Below are 23,222 nucleotides of genomic sequence, written 5' to 3'. Positions count from 1 at the left end.
CTTCAAGCGACTCTTTGCCAGGCTGTGGCCCAAGGGGCTGACCGGCCAGATAGTGCTGGTGGCCCTGGCCGGGCTGGTGTTGATCCAGCTGCTCAGCATCCAGATCTACCGCACGGATCGGGAGGAGGCGCTCGGCTACGTCAACAGCCGCAACGCCATGCAGCGCATCGTCTCCGTGGTGCGCCTGCTGACGCTCTCTCCCCCCTCTCTCTATCACGAGATCCTCAAGGCGAGCCGCAGCGAGACCCTGTTGCTGCGCCTCTCCGATGAGCCGCTGCAGCCGGACAACCGCAGCCCCCGCTTCGAGCGGCTGGTGCGCTCCAAGCTGGATTACCCGCCCCAGCTGGCGGTGGAGATCAGTGCCGAGCTCAAGCAGGAGTTCCAGCGCAGCCAGGCCTGGCGCCACCACAACCGCATGATGAAGGATCGCGCCGGCATGCCGCCGCCCCAGGACATGCGGCTCTATGGCTCCATCCAGTTGCCAAACGGGGGCTGGCTGCAGTTCAGCTCTCTGGTGGACAAGGAGTCGGCCAGCTGGTCCTGGCAGACCACCCTCAACCTGCTGCTGGTGGCGAGCCTGGTGATCGGCCTGATGATCTGGCTGTTCCGCCGTGCCACCCAGCCGCTCAAGCAGTTGGCGGCCAACGCGGATCGGCTGGGACGCGGGGAGGACATAGAGCCCCTGCGGGAAGCCGGGCCGACGGAGATCCGTGAATCCATCCAGGCGTTCAACCGCATGCATACCCGGCTCGATCGCTTCGTGCAGGACAGGACCCGGATGCTGGCGGCCATCTCCCACGACCTGCGCACCCCCATCACCAGCCTGCGCCTGCGCAGCGAGTTTCTGGCGGATGGGGAAGACAAGGATCGCTTCCAGCAGACCCTGCAACAGATGGAGCAGATGCTGGCGGCCACCCTCAGCTTCGCCCGGGAGGAGGGCTTGCAGGAGGCGACCCGGGAGCTGGATCTGGTCAGCCTGCTGGAGAGCCTGTGCGACGACTATGCGGATACCGGCCAGCCGGTCACCTGCCTGGCACAGGGCAAGGAGGTCTATGCCTGCCGTGCCAACACCCTGCGCCGGGTGCTGCAAAACCTCATCGGCAATGCCATCAAGTATGCGGGGTCGGCCGAAGTGTCCCTGGATCGCACTGATGGCGAACTGCTGATCCGGGTCTGCGATCGAGGGCCTGGCATCGAGCCGGGTCAGCTGGAGGAGGTGTTCAAGCCCTTCGTGCGTCTCGACGGGGCCCGCAATACGGAGTCCGGCAGCGTGGGGCTGGGGCTTGCCATCGCCCGCACCCTGGTGCATCAGCACGGCGGGGAGCTGACCCTGCACAACCGGGACTGCGGGGGGCTGGAGGCGAGGATCAGCCTGCCACTGTGAAAAAGAGTGAATGAAGAAGGGCGCCGATGGCGCCCTTCTTGTCGATGGCATCGTGAGCCCTTGGTCAGAACAGGAAGGTCATGCCCAGGTTGTAGCGGCGCCCGTCCAGCACGGTGCCGTAGCTGCCATAGTCTACCGTCTTGTCGAACAGGTTGTAGATACCGGCGGTGACATTGAGCTGCGCATTGGCCTTGTAGACCAGGCCGGTGTCGAAGAAGGTGTAGGAGGGGGTGCCTTCGGCCATCCGGGTGCGACTCAGGTAATCAGAGGTCTTGCTGCGGAAGTTGACTCTGGACCAGAGGCTGACCTCGTCGGTGGTCTGCCAGTCGACCGAGCCGTTGAACATGTGGCGTGGCATCTGGTTCAGCGGCTGGCCTTCCATGGGGCCGCTCTTCTGCTCGGACTGGGTGTAGGTGTAGCTGGTGGCCAGGGACCAGTCCTGGTTGATGGCCCAGTTGGCCGTGCTCTCCACCCCGCGCATATTGGCTTTGTCGACGTTGATGCGATCGCTGATGAAGTCGTAGGTATGGCCGTTGAAGGTACAGACCGGGTCGCTCTTGCTGGAACAGCGGCGGATCTCGGTGAGCATGTCTTCAAAGTCGGTGTTGAACAGGGTCAGGCTGGCGCTGAGCCCTTCACGCCCATCCCATAGCAGGGCTATCTCTTCGCTGACGCTGGTTTCAGGTTTGAGGTCCGGGTTGCCGATGATGATCCCATCCTGGGTACCACCGCCGCTGGCCTGACCCCAGTTGGCAGCGGACATGCGCAGATCCGGCGAGCGGTAGCCGGTGGAGACGCCCCCCTTGAGGGTCCAGAACTCGGCGGGATGCCAGACCCCGTACAGGCGCGGACTCCAGTGGCTGCCGTAGTTCTCGTCCCTGTCCATGCGAACGCCGCCGGTCAGGGCGAAGGATTCCGTCAGGGACCACTCATCCTCCACGAAGAGGGCCCAGCTCCAGCGTGTCAGCTGATCAGCACGATTGCCCACCTTGAGCTGATTGCCCTGATCCTGCAGATCCTCATAGCGATACTGGCCCCCCACGCTCAGATAGTGATCCCCCAGGATGAACTGGGTGTGGGTATCGGCAATGCTGTTGATCATCTTCATCTGGCGGCCGGGATTGGTGTTCTCCTCCCGCTGCAGGTAGCTGCTGGAAGAACCGAACTCGTACTGACCGTTGTGGGTGATGGCGTAGTTGGTGCGCTCGTAGGTATTGAGGCTCGGCTTGGACGTGGCCGACAGGGAGTTGCCCGGGGTTCTGTCCCTGTCCTGCAGGGTGCGGCTGATTTCGACGTCGAAGCCGTTGTGCTCATCCGGCGTGAGGCTGAACACGGCGGTGCCGCTCTTCGTCTCCTGCTCGGCGAAACCGTTCTGGAACTGATCCTCGCCCCGATGGGAAAGTTGACCGTTCAGGCGCATTCCCAGCAAGCCGTCCACCAGATTGCCCGCGGTGTAGCCATCGGTCTGGAAGATGTCGCCAGACGCCTTGTTCTCCTGGAAGGTGGAGTCGGCGTGCAGGGAGCCTTGCCAGGCGCTCATGTCGCTGGTCTTGCGGGTGATGACGTTGATGACCCCACCCATGGCATCCGAGCCATAGCGGGATGACATGGGGCCGCGCACCACTTCGATGCGGTCGATGGCCTGCAGCGGGGGCAGCCAGCCCTGTTCGATGCCGGGGCCGTCGCTGTTGGGACGGGTGCCCCGGCTGTCGACCCGTTTGCCGTCGACCAGCATCAGGGTGTATTTCGACCCCATACCGCGAATGCTGATGTCGCTGCTGCTGCCACCGCCGGTGATCACCACACCGGGCACGTCTTTCAAGGCATCGGTGACATCGCGATAAGCGCGTTTCTCCAGTTGCTCGCGGGTCACCACGGAGATGGACGCCGCCGTGTCCTCGATCTTCTGCTGGAAGCCGGAAGCGGTCACGACCATGACCTCCGGCTCGTCCGCATAGGCAGGGGGGGCGAGTGAGACGAGCAGGAGAGGCGTCAGCTTGTGAGGGGGGATCTTTATCATCTTGGCCTGAACTCTTGAGTGAGAGACAACGGCGCTCTTGGCGGTGCCGCAGGGTGACGCCGCGGTCGGTGTGCCGCAAAAAATAAGCGTCAAACGGATAACTAATTAATCCGTCGGCGGCATTGTAGAGATCCATTCAATGCATGTAAATGATAATCAATATCATTTAATTGTTGTGGGAATTCAGGGAAGGGACAGATGAAAATAGGGGAGAGGGGCTGAGCCGGGCGGGCTCTGGTTGCGGTGACGGGGAGAAAAAGCGTAAGGAAACGGGCAACAAAAAAACCGCCGAAGCGGGTTTTTTCAATTCTTGCAGAAGGTCTTGTCGATGAACGGCAAGGCTTCCTGGCTTGAATTACAGACCAACTACGTTGGCAGCAGCCGGGCCTTTCTGGCCTTGCTCGATGGTGAACTCAACGCGCTGACCTTCTTCCAGGGTTTTGAAACCGTTGGACTGGATGGCGGAGAAGTGTACGAACACGTCTTTGCTGCCGTCAGCCGGGGAGATGAAGCCAAAACCTTTCTCAGCGTTGAAGAACTTAACGGTACCAGTCATTTTGTTGGACATGATAATTTCCTTGAATAGTGATATTGAAACGCCACCTGGTGTGGCAATCCATGATTTTTCGTCAGCAATACGTATGGGGAGCACTAAAGAAGGATAATTATTTGGCGTGAATCTTCTATGAAGAGCTCATGCACCAATCACTGCTTTAAAATGACTGCCTAACATAATCAGGTCTGAACTACCGAACCATCGAATCGATTAGAACACGCACACCTCGTCATGGCAATCTTTATCTCGGCGTTAACTGCCTGCCTTCGTCCGCTTTGGAGTGGTTTATGTGGCGAAAACCGGGTTCAACCGCATGAATCGGGGCGGCTTCTGGCCGCCATTCCGGTGGCAGGATAGTTGATATCCAGATTGCCATATTCCTATCTGGACAGGCCATGCGGGGTTAGCGTTTGCTTCGATATTTGTTGCTGACGGAGTCTGACCAACTGAAAGTTTCAGACGTCGATTGCTCCTTGGCCCGTGCCTTGGCCTTCTCTCTTGCCTGGGCCGAGGCTGCCTTGGCGGCCTTGTTGCGATCGGCCTCGATTTTCTGGCGCCCCTCTTCGCGGATCTTGTTGCGTTCCCCGTTGCTCAGGGTGTGATCCGCGTTGGCTTGGGCTTTTTGCAGCAACAAGGTGATCTCGGCTTTTTCGGCCTCGGTGAGATCCTTCATCTCGAGTTTCTTCATGGGGCACTCCTTTGGCAGGGATGGTTCACCCTAGCACAGTCGGCTGAAGCATCTCTTCTGGAATCGCCATTTCCATCATAAAAATGAATATGCCGACAGCGTCTGACGGGTTGCAGATGACCAGCTGGGTGGCTGCCCTGCGAGCTCATGCCGTGAGGCTGGATCCGGTCGGGAGGTTGGGGGTATGCTGAGGTGAGTGCGATCCAGGATCGTCACTGCAAGCGTACTGAAGTCTATGATTCGGATGGCATGCTGGAACTCTGGTTCCAACTGTCTGGGTAACATTTTTGGAGTCTGATGATGAGTAACAAAGAACAGCATCACGGCAAAGATGCCAAGAAAAAACCGCAGATGTCACTGAAAGAGAAACGCGAAGCCAAGCGGCAGAAAGCCGATCTGAAAAATGGCGGCGCGATGAAGTAACGCTCCTACACTGTTGTTCCTTTGGAGCCAGTATCAAGCCAGCCTGTCATGGGCTGGCTTTTATGTTTTCAGCGTTCGGTGATGCGCCATAGGTGGCGAAGATCCGGGCATAACGACCATCCTCCCTCATCCTGGCCAGCTGGCGATCGAACCACTGTTGCTGCGCCGCCTCGCGAAAGGCGAAGTGGTAGTGGGTGGGAGGAAACAGATCGTGCCGGCGTACCCGTCCGGGGTGATAGAGCCCCTGGTTGCGCCTATCCCGATTGAGTTGGGCCAGATAGTAGTAGAACACCCGCTGCTCCAGGATCACCGCATCCGTGCGCCCCAGCAGCAGTTTCTGCACCTGGCTCTCTTGCCGTGCCACTTCCTCATACCGCGCATTCCGTGTGCTGATGCGGGCAAACTCCTCCCCCAGGATCTGTTGCGCTCGCTGAAAGGCGCTGACCCTCAGGGTGGTCAGGTCTGACAGGGTTCGCACAGAGACCTCATCCAGCGTAAACACCCGGTTGTAAAAGGTGATCACCGGTTGGGAGAGATGCACCCGCGTCAGCATGCCGGGTCTCACATTGATGACGGCATCCAGCTTGCCTTCTGCCAGCATGCGGAAGGTGCGCTCCAGCGGCAGATAGATGAACCTGGGTTCATAGCCGCTGCCGGCGAAGGCGGTCGTCAGCAGATCCAGCTCTATGCCCCGGCCTTGTTCCTGTATCACATAAGGGGGAATGGCAAAGCTGACCCCAACGCGCAATGGCTCGGCCAGCAGCGGGCTCATATAAAGCAGCAGGATGCCGTACAGCAGATGGTTGAACCGGGTCATCGGGGATCTCGGATGGGATTTTTCCTCATGGTAGCCACAAGGGGCGGCAATGGCGCCCAGACGGAGAAGTGCAGCCCTCCAACGTGCAGAACAGGACGCTGGCTGCGTCAGAAGCGGACAAAAAAAGGCCCTGAATTGTCAGGGCCTGTGTGTCTTAGAACGGAATGTCGTCGTCGAAGTCCATCGGCGGCTCGTTGTAGACCGGCGGCGCGGACTGCGGCTGTTGCTGCGGACGGCCATAGCCACCCTGTTGCTGTTGCATGTTCTGCTGCGGTGCGGCGGCAGGGCGTTGCATGTTCTGCTGGGGAGCCTGCTGTGGCTGGCCCCAGTTGCCCTGGGATTGCTGACCACCCATGCCCTGACCGCCTTGCGGGCGACCACCCAGCATCTGCATCACGCCGGTGAAGCTGTCGACCAGCACTTCGGTGGTGTAGCGCTCCTGGCCGCTCTGATCCTGCCACTTGCGAGTCTGCAGCTTGCCTTCGACATAAACCTGGGAACCCTTCTTCAGGTATTCACCTGCGACCTCGGCCAGCTTGCCCATGAACACGACGCGGTGCCACTCGGTGCGCTCTTTCTGCTCACCGGTCTGCTTGTCACGCCAGGTCTCGGAGGTGGCTATGGTGATGTTGGTCACGGCACCGCCACTCGGCATGTAGCGCACTTCAGGATCCTGCCCCAGGTTACCGATCAGAATGACTTTGTTGATGCCTCGACTGGCCATAATCTCTCTTCCACCTTTATATGCCGACCAGCTGACTGGTCTGGGTTCACTCACAATATTGCTGCCGTACAAGTCCATCATCGTCTTGTCTGACGCGGGATTGCCAGCGGGTCGCTGATGGGGCCTGGCCCTGTCATCGACCTACGGATTAGCTCGCCATAGTAACAGTTGATGTGCGGGTTCGCACATCTTTAGCGCCGCAGGAGCGGTTTGAATCAGGGCCCTGGCGGATGGGAATACGCTATCGCAGTTGCCGCGATCCCGGCAAGTGCGGTCATGGGGGCTGGCTCACGTCCTGGTATTTTTGTGGGGATCAGGAGAGTGATCACAGTTCGTGCAATCATGTCTCATTTGCCCCCCCAAATAGGGGGGATCTCCTAGTTCACTGTATTGCCTGATAAAAAAACGATTTTATTGCGGTTCGAACGAGGCCTAATGCTTTTTTAATGCTGTGTAAAAACTTCGACTTGTTACTCTCTTGCGACCATAGCTGGCGTATGAAACGACGATTCAAGCCGACAGGCACACAGTTCAAGGAAGAGCCCCATGAAGACCGAGACTCCGCTGGTACTCGTGACCGAAGGCAACGTTCAGGCAAGTACCTTTACGAGCTATCTGATGGTTCAACTGGGTCAGCCCATATGTCTCATCAGCCATCCGGATCAACTGCTGACCATCACGAACTGCAGCCTGTTTCTGGTCGATCTGGACTACCTCAAGTCAAGCCAGCAGTTTGGCTGGCATCGGGACATCGCCGCCTTCGATTCGGCCCATACCGTGTTGCTCAATGCGCCGACCAACACGGACCGGGATCTGCTGCTGATGTGGCCCAACACCAGCGGTCTCTTCTTTCGTCAGGATCCTCTGGATCGGCTGGTCGCCGGCATCAAGAAGGTGATGCAGGGGGAGTTCTGGATCCCCCGTCATCTGATGTGCGAGCTGGTCAGCTATTACCGTCAGGGGATCGAGCCGACCCAGCGCAGCCAGAGCCTGTTGACGGTGCGCGAGCGCGAGATCATCCGCTATCTGATGACGGGAGCCTCCAACACCGAGATCGCCGACAGCCTGTTTGTCAGTGAGCACACCATCAAGTCCCACCTTTATAACGTCTTCAAGAAGTTGAACGTCAAAAACCGGCTGCAGGCGGTGAGCTGGGCCAAAGAGTACCTCGACATGACGAGCTCCCACTGATGCGGGCCTGGGGGCTGTGCCTCTGGCTGCTGTCCGGTGTCGTGCTGGCCAGCGAAGGGGGGATCAAGGATGCCAACGCCCCGCTGGAATCCCTGCAACCCGAGCAGGAGAACGATCGCATCGAGATCGGGGGTCTGGTGATAGATCGTACTTTCACACGCTTTGGCCAGAGTTTTTATCGCCACTTCAGCCGGCTTCGAGAGGATGAAGATCCTGCCGGACGGGATAACCTCACCATACACGAGCGGCCGACGGCACGCTGGGGCAGCCTTATCTGGATCACCGCCAATCGCAAGGTGCTGTTTCGCACTAGCCTCTCACCGGTGCGTAGCCAGGGAGAGGAGAGTGCGCAGCAGGCCTGGGGGCAGGTGAAGACGGTTTTACAGCAGCAGAAGGTGGCCATGCTGTTCATGGATACCTTCGATCTGGAACACGATGAACTATAAGGACATGACATATGTGCTCACGCCTGCTGCTCCTGGCGTTGACGGTCGGCATGACGGCCTCTGCCTCGGAGCTTGTGTATAAGCCCATCAACCCCAGTTTTGGTGGCAACCCCCTCAACAGTGCCCATCTGCTGGGCACGGCGAATACCCAGAACGACTACAAGGATCCGTCTGCCGGCAGCAGCTCGGGGGGAACCTCGGCTCTGGACAGGCTCACCTCCAACCTGCAGTCGCGGCTGGTGAGTCAGCTGCTTGCCGATATCGGCAGGGATGGCAGTCAAAGTGGCAGCCTGGTCACCGACGAGTTCGCGATCAATGTGCTGGATCAGGATGGCACCCTGGCCATCTCCATCACGGACAGGGCAACGAACGAAACCACCCTGATCGAAGTCAACGGCCTGATAGCCGACTGAGGATGCCATGACAAGGATACAGTTATGCGCGGCCTTGCCCGTGCTCGCCAGCTTGCTCCTCGGGGGGTGTGCCACCCATATCGGCTCCCCGGAGCCGGAGGAGAAGGCGACCCTGATGCCAAGATCCATCTCCTACAAGGAGCTCATCAGTCTGCCCAAGCCCAAGGGCAAGATAGTGGCGGCGGTCTACGATTTTCGCGATCAGACCGGCCAATACCTGCCGGCGCCCGCCTCCAACTTCTCCACGGCCGTGACCCAGGGCGGTGTCGCCATGCTGAGCACGGCGTTGTGGGATTCCCAGTGGTTCGTGCCACTGGAGCGGGAAGGGCTGCAGAACCTGCTGACCGAGCGCAAGATAGTGCGCGCTACCCAGAACAAGCCCAATGTGCCCGGCAACAACCAGCAGCAACTTCCCTCGCTGGTGGCGGCCAATATCCTGATCGAAGGGGGCATCGTGGCCTATGACAGCAATGTGCGGACCGGCGGGGCGGGGGCCAAGTACTTTGGCATCGGTGCCAGCGGGGAGTACAGGGTCGACCAGGTCACGGTCAACCTGAGGGCGGTGGATATCCGCTCCGGCCGCATCCTCAACAGCGTGACCACCTCCAAGACCATCCTCTCCCAGCAGGTGCAGGCCGGGGTGTTCCGCTTCGTCGAGTACAAGCGGCTGCTGGAGGCGGAGGCGGGCTTCAGTACCAATGAACCGGTACAGATGTGCGTCATGTCCGCCATCGAATCGGCGGTGATCCGGCTCATCGCCAACGGGGTGCGAGACAACCTCTGGCAGCTTGCCGACAATCGCGATCTGGAAAACCCCATCCTGCAGGGCTATCTGCAAGACAGCGCCCCCATCCTGTGATCCGGATGCGCGGCGTGCGCTGCGCAAGTCGACGTGAGAATGACAGACCTTCAGGGGTCTGTTTTTTTATGCCCGATACCTCTTGGCCGCAACCCTACCCGCCCCATCAACGGACTCAGCATGAGCTCACACTTTCTGCTCAGAAAGTGAACGCTTGAGAATCATTCTCGAATCAGCTTTGTGCCTGATAGCCGCCTTTCAGGGGGCTGGTGATACTGGTTCGGCACTCCAAAAAGGTAATCAACGATGAAATACCTGCAACGCTTCCTGTTGACCCTGAGTCTGCTCGGCCTGCCCGTGCTGGCGCAGGATCTGGCGTCGCTGAATGAACTCGACACGGGCAATGAGCTCGAGCTGGTTCAGCGTGGGGACGCCAATCAGGCACAGCTTTGGCAACTCGGATCGGACAACAAGCTGCAACTCGGCCAGCAGGGCAATGACAACCGGCTGCGTCTGGTGCAACGGGGCTCACAGCAGTCCCTGAGTCTGGATCAGGTCGGCGATCAGCACTGGGTCGAGGCCGTGCAGCTTGGCGTGGGCAACAGCGCCGAGCTGTATCAGGCGGGCATCGGCAACCAGATCTGGCTATGGCAGCAAGGAGTGGATAACCAGGCCTGGATCAGCCAGAGCGGATATGACAATCGGGCGCGGGCCGTGCAGCTCGGTGATGGCAACCTGGCCAGCATAGAGCAGAACGGCACCAGTCTGTCGGCCACCGTCATTCAGGCGGGCGCCAACCAGCAAGTGAAAATCGTTCAAACCAACTGAGCTTCGGCTCACCGCAAAGCACGAGAGGGAAATCATGTTCAAACGTACCATTATCGCCTCTGCCGTATTACTGGCGACTTCCAGTGTCTGGGCCGCTTCCGCCAACAACCAGGCGACGGTTGCCCAGTCCGGCAGCAACAACCTGGCCACGGTCGAGCAGATCGACAACAGCAACCACAACGAGGCCAGCATCAGCCAAATCGGGGCTGACAACCAGGCGAAAACCGTCCAGAAGAACACCAGCCAGTCTGACGCCAAGGTGGCCCAGACCGGCGCGGGCAACGATGCCCTGGTGACGCAGGAGTCCAGCACCGCCGGATCCCTCGCCGAGGTGGCGAGCACGGGCAACTTCAACGTCGCCACCGTGACCCAGCAGGTGTTCAACGAAGGCTCCCATGCCTCGGTGAATCAGGTCGGCAATCACAACGTCGCCGATGTGAAGCAGGACAACGGTGATGGTGCCAGCTCCATCGTGAGCCAGGTGGGCAACAACAACGATGCCAATATCGACAACTACTGGTCCGATAAAGCCATTGCCAATGTCAGCCAGACCGGCAATGACCATGAGGCCCGGGTCTCCCAGCAGATCGCCGACGGGGCGGAAGCCCAAGTGAGTCAGAGCGGCAACCTGAACAAGGCGACCGTCACCCAGGCCACTGGCAGCTATGGCTACACCTACCCGGAAGGCACCCTGGCCAAGGTGACCCAGTCTGGCAACGGCAACGAGGCCGTGGTCGATCAGCGTGACCTCGACAACAAGGCCTATGTCACCCAGAGCGGCGTCGACGGCTATGTGAAGACGGCGCAATCCGGCTCGGCGGCCGGTGAAGGCAATACCCTGACGGCCATTCAGGGCGGGATTGGCGAGAGTGCAACCCTGACCCAGACCGGCAACCGCAACGACATCCAGAGCAACCAGGCGGGGCAGGATGACGTGCTGACCGTCCTGCAGTCGGGCGATGACAACCGGGCGATTGCCTATCAGAACGGTCTGGGCGAGCAGGCCAGCATCATTCAGGTCGGGGACGGCAACGAGGCCGATACCGAGCAGCGCGGCGCGGGCAACCAGGCGCGGGTGGATCAGCTGGGTGAGGGCAACGAGGCTGTGGTCAAACAGCTGGCGAGCAGTACGGACGGGGTTGTAGCCATCGATCAGCAGGGTAACGACAACTACGCCAATGCGGTGCAGGAAGCGGGCAGCAACAACCAGATCGCCATCGAGCAGACCGGGGATCGCAACCAGGTGGCGGCCGCCCGTGACGTGGAAGGCAAGGGGGCCTGGACCTGGGGGTCGGACAACGAGCTGACCGTGACCCAGACCGGCAACGACAACTGGGCCTATGCCGATGCGTCCCACTCCGGGTCGACCGTTACCGTGACCCAGACTGGCGAGCTGAACAACGCCTCCGTCGAATCCTACCTGGGTAGCGACAACGTGCTGACCGTCAGCCAGACCGGCAACCATCATGTGGCCGATGTCTATGTCAACGCCGGCAGCAATGGCGGTGGCAACCTGGTCGACGTGGTCCAGACCGCCAGCTACAACACGGCCCAGGTCGATGTGTATGGCAGCAACAACACAGCCTATGTCTATCAGGGCGGCAATTGATGAGTCTGTGTGCATCCGGGGGCCTGCGGGCCCCTTTCTCATTGGGGGCGGGTCGGCGCCGAGGGTGGCATGCCGGATGGGCAGGCGCCCTGCTCTGCCTCTGTGCCCTGATGCCAGCGCAGGCCGCGCTGCAAGGTCCGGCCCCCGAGGTCACTCTCAATGCCTTGCAGGACAAACATGGCCTCTCGCTGGCACCCATGCTGCTGAGCAAGCAGGGGCAAACCCTCTATTATCGACTGGATCTCTGGAGCCAGAGCGGGGCCGGACAGAGCCATCAACAGCAACGAGGACGGCTCGTGCTGGCGGCGGATCGCCCCCATGGACTGGGGCGACTGACCCTCGGCCTGAGCTGCCCGTATCACGTCAGGTTCAGGCTGCAACTGTGGCAGGAGGAGCGATTGCTGAGTGAAACAGAGCGACCCTTCCAGTGCGGGTCGGCCCCATGATTTCCGCTGCTAACTGTCTATTCATCCAGTAGTCTCTATGCCATACTGGTTCGCTCTGGTTTGTGTATCGAGCGTGCAAGAAGATGGAAAAAATCGTGATTCGGGGTGCCCGCACCCACAATCTCAAGAACATCAACCTGATCCTGCCCCGCGACAAGTTGATCGTGGTGACGGGTCTGTCCGGATCCGGCAAGTCTTCGCTGGCGTTCGATACTCTCTATGCCGAGGGGCAGCGCCGTTACGTGGAGTCTCTCTCCGCCTATGCCCGCCAGTTCCTCTCCCTGATGGAGAAGCCGGATGTGGATCATATCGAGGGGCTCTCTCCGGCCATCTCCATCGAGCAGAAGTCCACCTCCCATAACCCGCGCTCCACCGTGGGCACCATCACCGAGATCTACGACTACCTGCGCCTGCTGTTTGCGCGGGTGGGTGAACCCCGCTGTCCGACCCACGCCATTCCGCTCACCGCCCAGACCATCAGTCAGATGGTGGATCAGGTGCTGGCCCAGCCGGAAGGCAGCAAGCTGATGTTGCTGGCCCCCGTGGTGCGCAACCGCAAGGGGGAGCACACCAAGCTGCTGGAGAACCTGGCGGCCCAGGGTTACATCCGTGCCCGCATCGACGGCGAGGTGTGCGATCTCTCCGATCCCCCCACCCTGGAGCTGCACAAGAAGCACACCATCGAGGTGGTGGTGGACAGATTCAAGGTGCGCGATGACCTGGCTCTGCGTCTGGCCGAATCCTTCGAGACGGCGCTGACGCTCTCCGGTGGCATCGTGCTGGTGGCCCCCATGGACGGTGAAGAAGGGGTGGAACCCATGACCTTCTCCGCCAACTTCGCCTGTCCGGAGTGTGGCTACTCCATGTCGGAGCTGGAGCCGCGGATCTTCTCCTTCAACAATCCGGCCGGTGCCTGCCCCACCTGTGACGGCCTCGGGGTACAGCAATATTTCGATCCCGCCAAGGTGATCAGCGATCCGGGCCAGAGTCTGGCCGGTGGTGCCATCCGCGGCTGGGACAAGCGCAGCTTCTACTACTTCCAGATGCTCAAGTCCCTCGCCGAACACTACAAGTTCGATCTGGAGAGCCCCTGGGAGGATCTGCCCCTCAAGACCCAGGACGTGATCCTGCGGGGTTCCGGCAAGGCCGAGATCGAGTTCCGCTACATGAACGATCGCGGCGATGTGGTGGTGCGCAAGCACCCGTTCGAGGGGATCCTGCACAACATGGAGCGCCGCTACCGGGAAACCGAGTCCAACTCGGTGCGGGAAGAGCTCTCCAAGTACATTGCCAACAAGTCCTGCACCAGCTGCGGTGGCAGCCGGCTGCGGGAAGAAGCGCGCCACGTGTTCGTGGACAACCGCAACCTGCCCGCCATCGCCGAGCAATCCATCGGCGACGCCCTGGCGTTCTTTGCCGGTATCAACCTCACCGGCCAACGCGCCCAGATCGCCGAGAAGATCTTGAAAGAGATCGTCGAGCGACTCGGCTTCCTGGTTAACGTGGGCCTCAACTATCTGAGCCTCTCCCGCAGCGCCGAAACGCTGTCCGGCGGTGAGGCCCAGCGGATCCGGCTGGCGAGCCAGATCGGCGCCGGTCTGGTGGGGGTCATGTATGTGCTGGATGAGCCCTCCATCGGTCTGCACCAGCGCGACAACGAGCGGCTGCTCAAGACCCTGACCCATCTGCGGGACCTCGGCAATACGGTGATAGTGGTGGAGCACGACGAGGACGCCATTCGCCTCGCCGACCACGTGCTCGACATCGGCCCCGGCGCCGGGGTGCACGGCGGTGCCATCGTCGCGCAAGGGACGCCGGCAGAGATCATCGCGAATCCCGAGTCCCTGACCGGTGACTACCTGTCCGGCCGCAAGCAGATCGCCATCCCTGCCGAGCGTACCCCGCTCACCGGCAAGTGGTTGAAACTGAAAGGTGCGAGCGGCAACAACCTGCGCAACGTCAACCTGGACCTGCCCATCGGGGTGATGACCTGCGTCACCGGCGTTTCCGGTTCCGGCAAGTCGACCCTGATCAACGACACCCTGTTCCGCATCGCTCATCGGGAGTTGAACAAGGCCACCGAATCCACCCCGGCGCCTTATCGCAGCGTGGAAGGGCTGGAACATCTGGACAAGGTGGTGGACATCGATCAGAGCCCCATCGGCCGTACCCCGAGATCCAACCCGGCGACCTATACCGGCCTGTTCACCCCGATCCGCGAGCTGCTCTCCGGTACCCAGGAGGCGCGCTCCCGCGGCTATCAGCCGGGCCGTTTCTCCTTCAACGTCAAGGGGGGCCGCTGTGAGGCCTGCCAGGGGGACGGGGTCATCAAGGTGGAGATGCACTTCCTGCCGGATGTGTATGTGCCCTGCGACGTCTGCAAGGGCAAGCGCTACAACCGCGAGACCCTGGAGGTGAAATACAAGGGCAAGAACATCCACGAAATCCTGGAGATGACGGTGGAAGACGCGCGCGAGTTCTTCGACCCCGTACCGGCGGTGGCGCGCAAGCTGCAAACCCTGATGGACGTGGGCCTCTCCTACATCCGTCTCGGTCAGTCGGCCACCACGCTCTCGGGCGGCGAGGCGCAGCGGGTCAAGCTGGCACGGGAGCTCTCCAAGCGGGACACCGGCCAGACCCTCTACATCCTGGATGAGCCGACCACGGGCCTGCACTTCCACGACATCCAGCAGCTGCTCAAGGTGCTGCACCAGTTGCGGGACAGAGGCAACACCATCGTCATCATCGAGCACAATCTGGATGTGATAAAAACCGCAGACTGGATCGTCGATCTGGGGCCGGAAGGGGGGTCTGGCGGTGGCCGCATCCTGGTCACCGGCACGCCGGAGGAGATGAGTCGCTGCAAGGAGTCCCACACGGCGCGCTTCCTGGCACCGCTGCTGGGAAAATAGAGCGAGCAAGACGAACAAGGGGCCTTTATGGCCCCTTTTTCATGGGGGCTCAAGGCCGGAAAATCTCGAGGGAGGTGGCTGACAGGGGTCAGTGGGTCAGCATCAGGAAGGCGAGGGCAACCACGAAGCCCAGCAAGATAAACAGGAAGGAGCCGATGCCCCAGATGGCTGCCAATATACCCAGTATTTTGTCTTTTCGAGTCTGTGGTTTCATAAATCTTCTATTACAGCCTGCTTACACCGCATTAATAAAATACGCCGTCAGCGACAGTTAAACAACATCCAGGCGGGGTAGTCAGCAAATTAAACATATATTTCATTGGTATTTATAGCGCGATTTATAAATGCGTTCCATGTATAAGTGTATGTATACAATGTAGTTTTTATTGGAGGCTGATGGTTTCGTGATCAAGCAAAGTTGCGGTGTCAATCCATCTATTTCTTGATAACTATTGAGCTAAATCAATAACTCTTCATTCACATCCTTTTATAGTTTTCGCGCTTACAACATAGAAAGAAAACAAAAAAAGGGAATTAAGTGATGAAAAAGATCCTTCCTCTGGTAATCGCAGCCGCCTTTGCTTCCCCCCTCGCCATGGCACACCAGGCCGGTGATATCCTGGTGCGTGGCGGGCTGGCATTTGTCTCCCCCCAGACCAGCAGCGACGATGTGCTGGGCACGGGTGAGCTGGATATCGACAGCAACATGCAGCTGGGGCTGACCCTCTCCTACATGATCACCGACAACTGGGGCGTCGAGCTGCTGGCGGCAACGCCCTTCTCCCACTCGGTATCGACTCCGGGGCTGGGTGAGGTGGCCAAGGTCAAACACCTGCCGCCGACCCTGATGGCGCAATACTATTTTGGCGATGCCAACAGCAAGGTGCGTCCCTACATAGGGGCGGGCGTCAACTACACCTTCTTCTTCGACGAAGAGGGCCGCGGCGCACTGGATGGCACCGATGTCAGCGTCGACTCCTCATGGGGGCTGGCGGGTCAGGTGGGGCTGGATATGGCCATCAACGACCGCTGGTTCGTCAACGCCTCCGCCTGGGTCATGGACATCGACACCGATGTGCATACCGCGGTGGGCACCATCAACACCTCCATCGACCCGGTCGCCTTCATGTTCGGCGTTGGCTACCGCTTCTGATCCCCATCGGATTGGCCCATCGTGGCCAACTAACCCAGCACGTCTCTTTGGCCCGGCACAGTCCGGGCCTTTTCTATTCACGGCCGGACGACGCCTTCACGGCAGAATCCTCCCGGGCCAAGAGGTCTTCATCAGGTTTGCCAGCGGCACAGACTGCCGATGCGGGCGACGGGGACGAAGCCCAGACTGCGATAGATGCGCTGGGCATGATAATGCTCGTCGGCAACTATGATGAGGCGTTCGACCTGCGTCAGACCCTGGCGTGATACCTGGCTCAGCAGCTGGCGACAGAGCCCGCGGTTGCGCCAATCCCTGTGGGTACGCACCAGTTGGAAGCGTCCCTGGGTAGCGGTGAAGAAGAGGCCGCAGCTGGCGAGCAGCTCGTCTCCTTGCCAGATCCCCCACCATTGCCCGAGCCCATCGGCAATCATGCCCTGATAGAGATTGCGCCGCGCGTGCAGATACGTGAGGTAGTGTTCGGCGGGGTGAGCCGGCTCCCGCTCGGCCATCTCCAGCGCCAGCCAGTCATCCCAGTCTGCGGTGGTGAAGGGACGCGCGGGGGCAAACGTCGTCTGGGCCGGGGCCTGCCAGCGAGGGGACTCCAGCGCTAGCACCACGCACTCCATGTATTGGTAGCCCGAGGCCACGAAGCCCGCGACCCGGCTGTTCTGCCCCTCGGCAAGGGGCCACTGGAAGGTGCGGTGACGGATCCTGGGATCCTGGCCTATCCAGTGATCGAAACTGGCTTCGAGCCAGCCCTTGTCACGGTCATTGGGCGGGGAGGGGAGCAGCAGATAGTTGCCGAAGTAGTAATCCGGCGCCGACGGGGTACGCACAGCCCAGAACTGGCCGTGATCCCTGACCTCGCCTTGATAGCGGTCAAACAGCAAGTCGGTGGCAAAGCCGGGGTGATCTTCCATGATGGATTCCTGCAAGTGACTCAAATGATTATCGGCAGGAGGAGGGGAAAGTTAAAAAAAGGCCGGGAAGACCCGGCCAAACAATCACACGCAGATTCAGAACGTCCTAGACGATCCGCCCGCATCATAGCGTGCCTGAGATCATTTTGGGATGGGGGTTCATGTTTACTTAAGTCGAATTGCCGAATAAAAAAACCATCGATCCGAAATTCGATGCAAATCGATGTTGACTTTGATCGGTTTTCTCATAAAGATAGCAAGACGTTTAGACGTCCAAACATCCGTTTTGACGTACCAAAGCAGATGGCAGGACAGGGAGAGAACAGATGGGATTTCACAGCGCGCGTCAGGTTGAGGCTCTCAACCAGAGTCTGGCGGATTTGGGTAACAACATTTCGGTCAGCTTCGAATTCTTCCCCCCCAACAGCGAAGGGATGGAAAATACTCTGTGGCAATCCATCGAGCGGCTGCAGGTGCTGGAGCCCAAGTTCGTCTCCGTGACCTATGGCGCCAACTCGGGTACCCGGGATCGCACCCACAAGGTGATCAAGGACATCAAGGAACGCACCGGTCTCATCGCCGCGCCGCACCTGACCTGCATCGACGCCAGCCGTGACGAACTGCGCACCATCGCTCGCGACTACTGGAACAGCGGCATCCGTCATATCGTCGCCCTGCGCGGTGATCTGCCGCCCGGTGTCGACAAGCCGGACATGTATGCCACCGACCTGGTTGCCCTGCTCAAGTCCGAGGCGGATTTCGATATCTCGGTGGCCGCCTATCCCGAGGGTCACCCCGAGGCACGCAGCGCCCAGTCCGATCTGCTGAGCCTCAAGCGCAAGATCGATGCGGGTGCCAACCGTGCCATCACCCAGTTCTTCTTCGATGTAGAGACCTACCTGCGTTTTCGGGATCGCTGCGCCGCCATCGGTATTGACGCCGAAATCGTGCCGGGGATACTGCCGGTTTCCAACTACCAGACCCTGGCCAAGTTCGCCGGTTTCACCAACGTGAAGATCCCGCGCTGGATGCATCAGCGTTTTGAGGGGCTGGACAACGACCAGACCACCCGCAACATGGTGGGGGCCAGCATCGCCATCGATCAGGTGCGGGTGCTGAGCCAGGAAGGGGTGAAGGATTTCCACTTCTATACCCTGAACCGCTCCGAGCTGACCTACGCCATCTGCCACACCCTGGGGGTGCGGCCCAAGTCCCAGGCCTGATCCCGGCAGGCAGCGCAATGAAAAAAGCCAAGGAGTCACCTCATTGGCTTTTTTGCTATGGCTGGGCGTCAGGGCCGGGTCGGCTGTATCTCCTTGGGCTCCAGGGTCATGACGGCATTGCCGGCAGCCCCCGGATACTGGTCATAACGCTGGTCTTGCTCCAGGGTGTAGAAGGTATCCAGGTAATCGTCGTTGTTGGTCATCCAGGAGTCAGGCAGGGCCTTGACGATGCGGCCACCGAGGTCGAGGAAGGGCAGGGCTTCCGGCACGCCGCCGGCGGTGAAGCCGAGTTTGAGCGCCTCGATCAGCAGGGCGCTCAGCTCCTTGTAGTTGACGTTGTCATCCTGCTCCATCATGACGAGATCGACGGCCCCCCAGCGATAGCGATCCCAATACACCAGGATCTGGTTCGGGCTGTAGTCCGTGTTGTCGTAGTCGAGATAAGGCATGTCGACGATGTCCACCACGGGCTCATCCCGGCTGGGATTGACCCCGGCCACCACGGCGTAGACTTCGGCGGCCCCGAGCAGCCAGGGTTCCTGGTCATCGCTTAGTCTTATCTTCTTCAGGATGCTGGTTTTAAGGGGGGTTGTGCTGCTTTTCTCCATGGGGGCAGCTTGCAACTCTGCGGCGGCCAGCGCTTTTCGCATCACCTGCAGCCCGGCGTTCTTGGCCTTGACGGGATCGGCCTCCACCACCAGAACCGGCCGTGCCGGCGCTTGGTTCACATCGAGATAGACGGGGTTGCCAGCCGTATCGAAGGCTTCGATGGCGCTCCAGCTCTGTTCATCTCCACTGGGCACATAGGCGATGAGCGGTTCACTCCCTTGCTTGAGTGCAGTCGCCTGCTCGGGGTTGGCCAGCCTCAGCTGCATCAGCTGCTTGACCTCTCCCTCCAACCCTTGCCGGCTGATGGCCGCCTGGTCGGCAGCCACGGCCTGCCGCTTCAACCTGGGGCTGGCTTTTTGCAGCAGATCCGGCAGCGGGGCCTGGTAGTGCTGATTGGCGAGCAGGGGATGCAGGTTCTTGTGTTGCAGCGCCAGCTCCCGCGCCAATTCCCTGTCCCGATCGGCGGCGTGAGCCGCAGTGGTGCCCAGTAGGGCCAGTAATAATATGACAGCCTGATTCCTCATTATCTTTCTCCAGTATTGAGTCTGACGAGGCACATCCCGGGAAGAATGGACGCCTCCAGCCCACTAGACGGCAATGAGTTTCAGCTGTGAACAATATTCTCCGAATTATGTGCGGAGTCTCACTGGGGTCTCCCCAGATGGTCAGGTCAGCCGCGCAGTCGATTGACTTGATGCAGGACTATGCCGACCAGCAGGCCCCAGCAGGCGGAACCTATGCCGAGCAGGGTGATCCCGGAGGCGGTGATGATGAAGGTGAGCAAGGCGGCCTCCCGCTCCTCATCCTGCTGCAGCGCTCCCTGCAGGCTGCTGCCTATGGTGCCGAGCAGCGCCAAACCGGCCACGCAGGTCACCAGCGCACTGGGGAAAGCGCTGAACAGTGCCACTACGGTGGCCCCGAAGCAGCCGGTGAGGAGATAGAAGCAACCGGCCCAGACGGCGGCGGGCCAGCGGCGGTTGGCATCGGGATCCACCTCTTTGCCCATGCAGATGGCGGCGGTGATGGCGGCGAGGTTGAAAGCATAGCCACCGAAGGGAGCCAGCAGCAAGCCGGTCAGGCCGGTCCAGGTGATGAGGGAAGAGGTGGCGGGCTGATAACCGTGGGCCCGCAGGATGGCGATGCCGGGCATGTTCTGCGAGGTCATGGTGACGATGAACAGCGGCAGGGCTATCCCCAATAGGGCATCAAGGGAGAATGTCGGGGTGGTCCAGACCGGGCTGGAGAGTTGCCAGCTGACGCTGCTCAGCTGCAGCTCCCCTCTGAGGGTGCAGAGCAGCATGCCGGTCACCAGTACCAGCACCATGGTATAGCGTGGCAAGCAGTGACGACCTATCAAAAATGCTGCTAACAGTGTTCCCAGTAGCAAGGGATCCTGCGGTGCGACCTTGAACAGGTCGAGTCCGAAACGGAGCAGCACCCCGGCCAGCATGGCGGCGGCCAGAGGGGCGGGAATGTGGCGCATCAGCCGATCGAACCAGCCACTGATGCCACACAGGGTGATCAGCAAGGAGGAGATGGCGAAGGCGCCGATGGCCTCCGCTAGGCTGAAGTTTCCCAGATTGGTAATGAGCAGGGCGGCGCCGGGGGTGGACCAGGCGGTCAATACGGGGACGCGATAATAGAGGGAGAGGCCGATGCAGCTCACCCCCATGCCAATCCCAAGGGTCCATAGCCAGGAGGAGACCTGGGCGACATCGGCTCCTGCGGCGGTTGCCGCCTGAATGATCAATACGACGGAGCTGGTATAGCCAACCAGCACGGCGATCAGGCCTGCGGCCAGATGGGGTAGGGCGAGGGGCATGGGACTTCCTTGTGCAGGCTGGCGGCCTGTGCGTTATTGCGTACAATGTGATCCTGACTATAGCCTTGTGCGTTATTGCGCACAAGATGGTGGAATAAGATGTCGGGGAGGAGTGATGCAAGAGATGAGTCAGCACCTGGCGACGCGGTTGAAGGCACTGCGTGCCGAGCTGGGTTGGAGTCTGGATGCCGCCGCCCGGGAAACCGGGGTCAGCAAGGCCATGCTGGGGCAGATTGAGCGGGGGGAGTCGAGTCCGACGGTGGCGACCCTGTGGAAGATTGCCACCGGTTTTCGCGTCTCCTTCTCCAGCTTCATCGAGCCGACCCCGAATGAACAGGAGCGGACCCTCTATCGCGTCGCCGATGCCATTCGCCAACAGCCGGCGGGGGAAGGCATGCAGGTGGCGCCGCTCTTTCCCTATGAGGGGCGATTCGGCTTTGAGCTGTTTGAGCTCACCCTGCTACCCGGTTATCAACGGGAGTCCGAACCCCACGAACCAGGTGTCACCGAGCATGTGATCGTCATCAGTGGCGCCATGGAGGTGCTGACTGACGGAGAGTGGCGGGCTCTGGAACAGGGAGAGGCGGTACGTTTCGCCGCCGACCGTCCCCACGGGTATCGCAATCTGGGCATTGCTCCCGCCGTCTTCCACAACCTGATCCACTATCCCGCCCGTTCCTGATGGATTAGCCCGGGCGCCCATCCACCCTCGGGCTCATTAGTATGGGGGTGTAGACCCAGACGAACAGTCCGTAGGCCAGTATCCAGCTCCAGCCACTCAGATTCCACCCCGTCAGGGTCAATGCCGGCCAGAGCTGAGGGATCAGGACCCGCATCAGCGCAGAGAGGATGATCAGGGCGAAAGCCGCCGTGATCCTGCGGCCCACTTGCAAGGCTCTGCCACTATGGCCGAGGGAGACTCTGGCGATCATCCCGAGGATCATGGTACCCATGCAGCCCGCACTCAGCAGATGGCTGGCCAGCGATAGAGTGATGGGCCAGCCAGCGGCCTGGGCCGCGAAGGCGAGCAAGCCCAGCGGGATGAACAGATATGCCAGATGCAGGGACCACAGCAAAGGGTGAGGAAGAGTGGCTGCAGGGCGCCAGCGCAGTTGCCGCCACAGGTGCAGGGATGCCGCCACTATATATAGAGGGAATGTATAGAGAGGGTTGATCCCGGCAAGGGGCTGCAACAACCAGAGCAGCAGGATCAGCCACAGGGATGCCAAGGCTCCGCGTTCCAACCAGAGGCGGGGAATGGCTTTCTCCGTGTTGGTGGCTCTGGCGGTAAAGAAGGGGATGACCCGGCCTCCCATCACGGCGATCAGCGTCGTGAAGAGCAACACAGTGGTGATCAGCAGATGCTCGGTGATGAGCCAGTCGCTTCGCCACCACCAGCTGGCGCCATTGAGCAGGGTCAGCAGGATAAGTAGAGGGACAAAGAAGAGGTTGCGCCACTGACGGGTCAGGATGATGGGCTTGGCGAGAAACCAGGCGCACAGTGGCAGCCAGATGAGGTCGGCCAACATCAGCGGAATATTGCCCTCCCCCAGCCAGGGTAACAAAACCCTTGGCAAGGCCCAGAGCCCCACCACCAGAGCCAGCGACCAACTGCGTACGCCAGGGTGGGCCGTCCAGTTCTGGACTGCGGTCAGCAGAAAGCCTGCGACGATGGCCGCACCGAAGCCGAACAGCATCTCATGAGCGTGCCACCAGATGGGATTGGTTAGCCCGGGCAGACTGAACCAGCCGTTGAGTTGCCCCAACCACCCTATCATGGCCAGGATCGAAAACAGGGCTCCAAGCAGAAAGAAGGGCCTGAACCCCAAGCGAAACAGGGGGACTATCCGTTCTTCCTTGCGGCTATCCAGAATCTGATGCATGGCGACAACCTAATTGGGTATTTGAAAAGTTAATTATAAAGTGACTTTTCAAATGTTCAATTGGAATTCGGCCCGAGAGAGAGCAAGAGTGGGGCGGTCGGAGTGAAAAAGAGTCGATTTGTTTCATATGTGAGCGAACGGACGCCGAATGCGAACTTTATGCGAAATCGCTCTTGCCAATGTGATCTATGTCTCTATAATGCGCCTCCATCGACAGGGCAAGCGGCAACGCAAACAACCCCGGTCGGTGCCTCGAAAAGCCTCGTAAAATAAGGCTTGACTCGAGAAGGCGGTTGAGTAGAATGCCACTCCCGCAGCAGCCAAAAGCTGCGTCGCTCTTTAACAATTTGAATCAA

Annotated in this window: 23 protein-coding genes; 13 read left to right on the top strand and 10 right to left on the bottom strand. The window is 60.2% G+C overall.

What is annotated here, in order from left to right:
* Positions 1-22: 22 nt before the first annotated feature.
* Positions 23-1,384: an ATP-binding protein gene (locus ACW5W7_RS20325; RefSeq protein WP_456502891.1), complete on the top strand. Its 1,362-nt coding sequence runs from the start codon at positions 23-25 to the stop codon at positions 1,382-1,384.
* Between the two features lie 64 nt (positions 1,385-1,448).
* On the opposite strand, the gene ACW5W7_RS20320 is transcribed toward ACW5W7_RS20325, so the two are convergent.
* The 3 genes from ACW5W7_RS20320 to yjbD all read right to left on the bottom strand — a co-directional run bounded on the left by ACW5W7_RS20320 (position 1,449) and on the right by yjbD (position 4,648).
* On the bottom strand, positions 1,449-3,395 hold the full coding sequence (locus ACW5W7_RS20320; RefSeq protein WP_456502890.1) for a ligand-gated channel protein: 1,947 nt from the start codon (positions 3,393-3,395) through the stop codon (positions 1,449-1,451).
* Between the two features lie 364 nt (positions 3,396-3,759).
* Positions 3,760-3,972: a transcription antiterminator/RNA stability regulator CspE gene (cspE, locus tag ACW5W7_RS20315; protein ID WP_349920739.1), complete on the bottom strand. Its 213-nt coding sequence runs from the start codon at positions 3,970-3,972 to the stop codon at positions 3,760-3,762.
* 391 nt (positions 3,973-4,363) lie between these two features.
* Positions 4,364-4,648: a DUF3811 domain-containing protein gene (gene yjbD, locus ACW5W7_RS20310; RefSeq protein ID WP_349920740.1), complete on the bottom strand. Its 285-nt coding sequence runs from the start codon at positions 4,646-4,648 to the stop codon at positions 4,364-4,366.
* A 300-nt stretch (positions 4,649-4,948) separates the two neighbouring features.
* On the opposite strand from yjbD, the gene ACW5W7_RS20305 reads away from it, so the two are divergent.
* A complete protein-coding gene (locus tag ACW5W7_RS20305) occupies positions 4,949-5,071 on the top strand; it encodes a hypothetical protein (RefSeq protein ID WP_080675244.1) in 123 nt (40 codons plus the stop codon).
* 46 nt (positions 5,072-5,117) lie between these two features.
* On the opposite strand, the gene ACW5W7_RS20300 is transcribed toward ACW5W7_RS20305, so the two are convergent.
* Positions 5,118-5,888: a substrate-binding periplasmic protein gene (locus ACW5W7_RS20300; RefSeq protein WP_456502875.1), complete on the bottom strand. Its 771-nt coding sequence runs from the start codon at positions 5,886-5,888 to the stop codon at positions 5,118-5,120.
* Positions 5,889-6,042: 154 nt separating this feature from the next.
* Entirely contained in the window at positions 6,043-6,612 is a 570-nt protein-coding gene (locus ACW5W7_RS20295; protein ID WP_434665269.1) for a single-stranded DNA-binding protein, read from the bottom strand.
* Between the two features lie 546 nt (positions 6,613-7,158).
* Between ACW5W7_RS20295 and ACW5W7_RS20290 the strand changes: the two genes are divergently transcribed.
* The 8 genes from ACW5W7_RS20290 to uvrA all read left to right on the top strand — a co-directional run bounded on the left by ACW5W7_RS20290 (position 7,159) and on the right by uvrA (position 15,256).
* Positions 7,159-7,803 (top strand): LuxR C-terminal-related transcriptional regulator, encoded by a 645-nt coding sequence (locus ACW5W7_RS20290; RefSeq protein WP_456502874.1) that lies wholly within the window; start codon positions 7,159-7,161, stop codon positions 7,801-7,803.
* The gene (locus ACW5W7_RS20285; protein WP_456502873.1) at positions 7,803-8,249 is read left to right on the top strand and encodes a curli production assembly/transport protein CsgE; all 447 of its coding nucleotides are present in this window, start codon (positions 7,803-7,805) and stop codon (positions 8,247-8,249) included. Before ACW5W7_RS20290 ends, ACW5W7_RS20285 begins: the two co-directional genes overlap by 1 nt.
* Before the next feature lie 11 nt (positions 8,250-8,260).
* Positions 8,261-8,662 carry a curli assembly protein CsgF gene (locus ACW5W7_RS20280; RefSeq protein ID WP_456502872.1) on the top strand — a complete coding sequence of 134 codons (402 nt, stop codon included), beginning with the start codon at positions 8,261-8,263 and terminating at the stop codon, positions 8,660-8,662.
* 7 nt (positions 8,663-8,669) lie between these two features.
* The gene (locus tag ACW5W7_RS20275) at positions 8,670-9,521 is read left to right on the top strand and encodes a CsgG/HfaB family protein (RefSeq protein ID WP_349920746.1); all 852 of its coding nucleotides are present in this window, start codon (positions 8,670-8,672) and stop codon (positions 9,519-9,521) included.
* Between the two features lie 246 nt (positions 9,522-9,767).
* Positions 9,768-10,289: a curlin gene (locus tag ACW5W7_RS20270; RefSeq protein ID WP_456502871.1), complete on the top strand. Its 522-nt coding sequence runs from the start codon at positions 9,768-9,770 to the stop codon at positions 10,287-10,289.
* Positions 10,290-10,323: 34 nt separating this feature from the next.
* Positions 10,324-11,898 (top strand): curlin, encoded by a 1,575-nt coding sequence (locus ACW5W7_RS20265; RefSeq protein WP_456502870.1) that lies wholly within the window; start codon positions 10,324-10,326, stop codon positions 11,896-11,898.
* Positions 11,899-12,008: 110 nt separating this feature from the next.
* Entirely contained in the window at positions 12,009-12,344 is a 336-nt protein-coding gene (csgH, locus tag ACW5W7_RS20260) for a curli-like amyloid fiber formation chaperone CsgH (protein ID WP_456502869.1), read from the top strand.
* Between the two features lie 83 nt (positions 12,345-12,427).
* Positions 12,428-15,256, top strand: coding sequence for an excinuclease ABC subunit UvrA (uvrA, locus tag ACW5W7_RS20255; RefSeq protein ID WP_456502868.1), 2,829 nt, complete (start codon positions 12,428-12,430; stop codon positions 15,254-15,256).
* A gap of 88 nt (positions 15,257-15,344) precedes the next feature.
* Here the strand turns inward: uvrA and ACW5W7_RS20250 are convergent, their stop codons facing one another.
* Positions 15,345-15,470 carry a hypothetical protein gene (locus ACW5W7_RS20250; protein WP_349920751.1) on the bottom strand — a complete coding sequence of 42 codons (126 nt, stop codon included), beginning with the start codon at positions 15,468-15,470 and terminating at the stop codon, positions 15,345-15,347.
* A gap of 327 nt (positions 15,471-15,797) precedes the next feature.
* On the opposite strand from ACW5W7_RS20250, the gene ACW5W7_RS20245 reads away from it, so the two are divergent.
* Entirely contained in the window at positions 15,798-16,409 is a 612-nt protein-coding gene (locus tag ACW5W7_RS20245; RefSeq protein ID WP_349920752.1) for an OmpW family outer membrane protein, read from the top strand.
* Positions 16,410-16,540: 131 nt separating this feature from the next.
* Here the strand turns inward: ACW5W7_RS20245 and ACW5W7_RS20240 are convergent, their stop codons facing one another.
* Positions 16,541-17,329: a GNAT family N-acetyltransferase gene (locus tag ACW5W7_RS20240; protein ID WP_349920753.1), complete on the bottom strand. Its 789-nt coding sequence runs from the start codon at positions 17,327-17,329 to the stop codon at positions 16,541-16,543.
* Positions 17,330-17,655: 326 nt separating this feature from the next.
* Here ACW5W7_RS20240 and metF point away from each other — a divergent pair, with 326 nt between their 5' ends.
* A complete protein-coding gene (gene metF / locus ACW5W7_RS20235; RefSeq protein ID WP_456502867.1) occupies positions 17,656-18,552 on the top strand; it encodes a methylenetetrahydrofolate reductase in 897 nt (298 codons plus the stop codon).
* Positions 18,553-18,620: 68 nt separating this feature from the next.
* On the opposite strand, the gene ACW5W7_RS20230 is transcribed toward metF, so the two are convergent.
* Both ACW5W7_RS20230 and ACW5W7_RS20225 read right to left on the bottom strand, forming a co-directional pair.
* Positions 18,621-19,685 (bottom strand): DUF3103 family protein, encoded by a 1,065-nt coding sequence (locus tag ACW5W7_RS20230; RefSeq protein ID WP_456502866.1) that lies wholly within the window; start codon positions 19,683-19,685, stop codon positions 18,621-18,623.
* Between the two features lie 146 nt (positions 19,686-19,831).
* Positions 19,832-20,983 (bottom strand): benzoate/H(+) symporter BenE family transporter, encoded by a 1,152-nt coding sequence (locus ACW5W7_RS20225; RefSeq protein WP_456502865.1) that lies wholly within the window; start codon positions 20,981-20,983, stop codon positions 19,832-19,834.
* A 115-nt stretch (positions 20,984-21,098) separates the two neighbouring features.
* Between ACW5W7_RS20225 and ACW5W7_RS20220 the strand changes: the two genes are divergently transcribed.
* Positions 21,099-21,665, top strand: coding sequence for a helix-turn-helix domain-containing protein (locus tag ACW5W7_RS20220; RefSeq protein ID WP_349920757.1), 567 nt, complete (start codon positions 21,099-21,101; stop codon positions 21,663-21,665).
* Between the two features lie 4 nt (positions 21,666-21,669).
* Here ACW5W7_RS20220 and ACW5W7_RS20215 read toward each other — a convergent pair whose 3' ends face one another.
* Positions 21,670-22,866 carry an NnrS family protein gene (locus tag ACW5W7_RS20215; protein WP_456502864.1) on the bottom strand — a complete coding sequence of 399 codons (1,197 nt, stop codon included), beginning with the start codon at positions 22,864-22,866 and terminating at the stop codon, positions 21,670-21,672.
* Positions 22,867-23,222 lie beyond the last annotated feature (356 nt).

The organism is Aeromonas intestinalis, from assembly GCF_054052485.1.
This window is presented reverse-complemented; position numbering and strand designations above follow the sequence as displayed.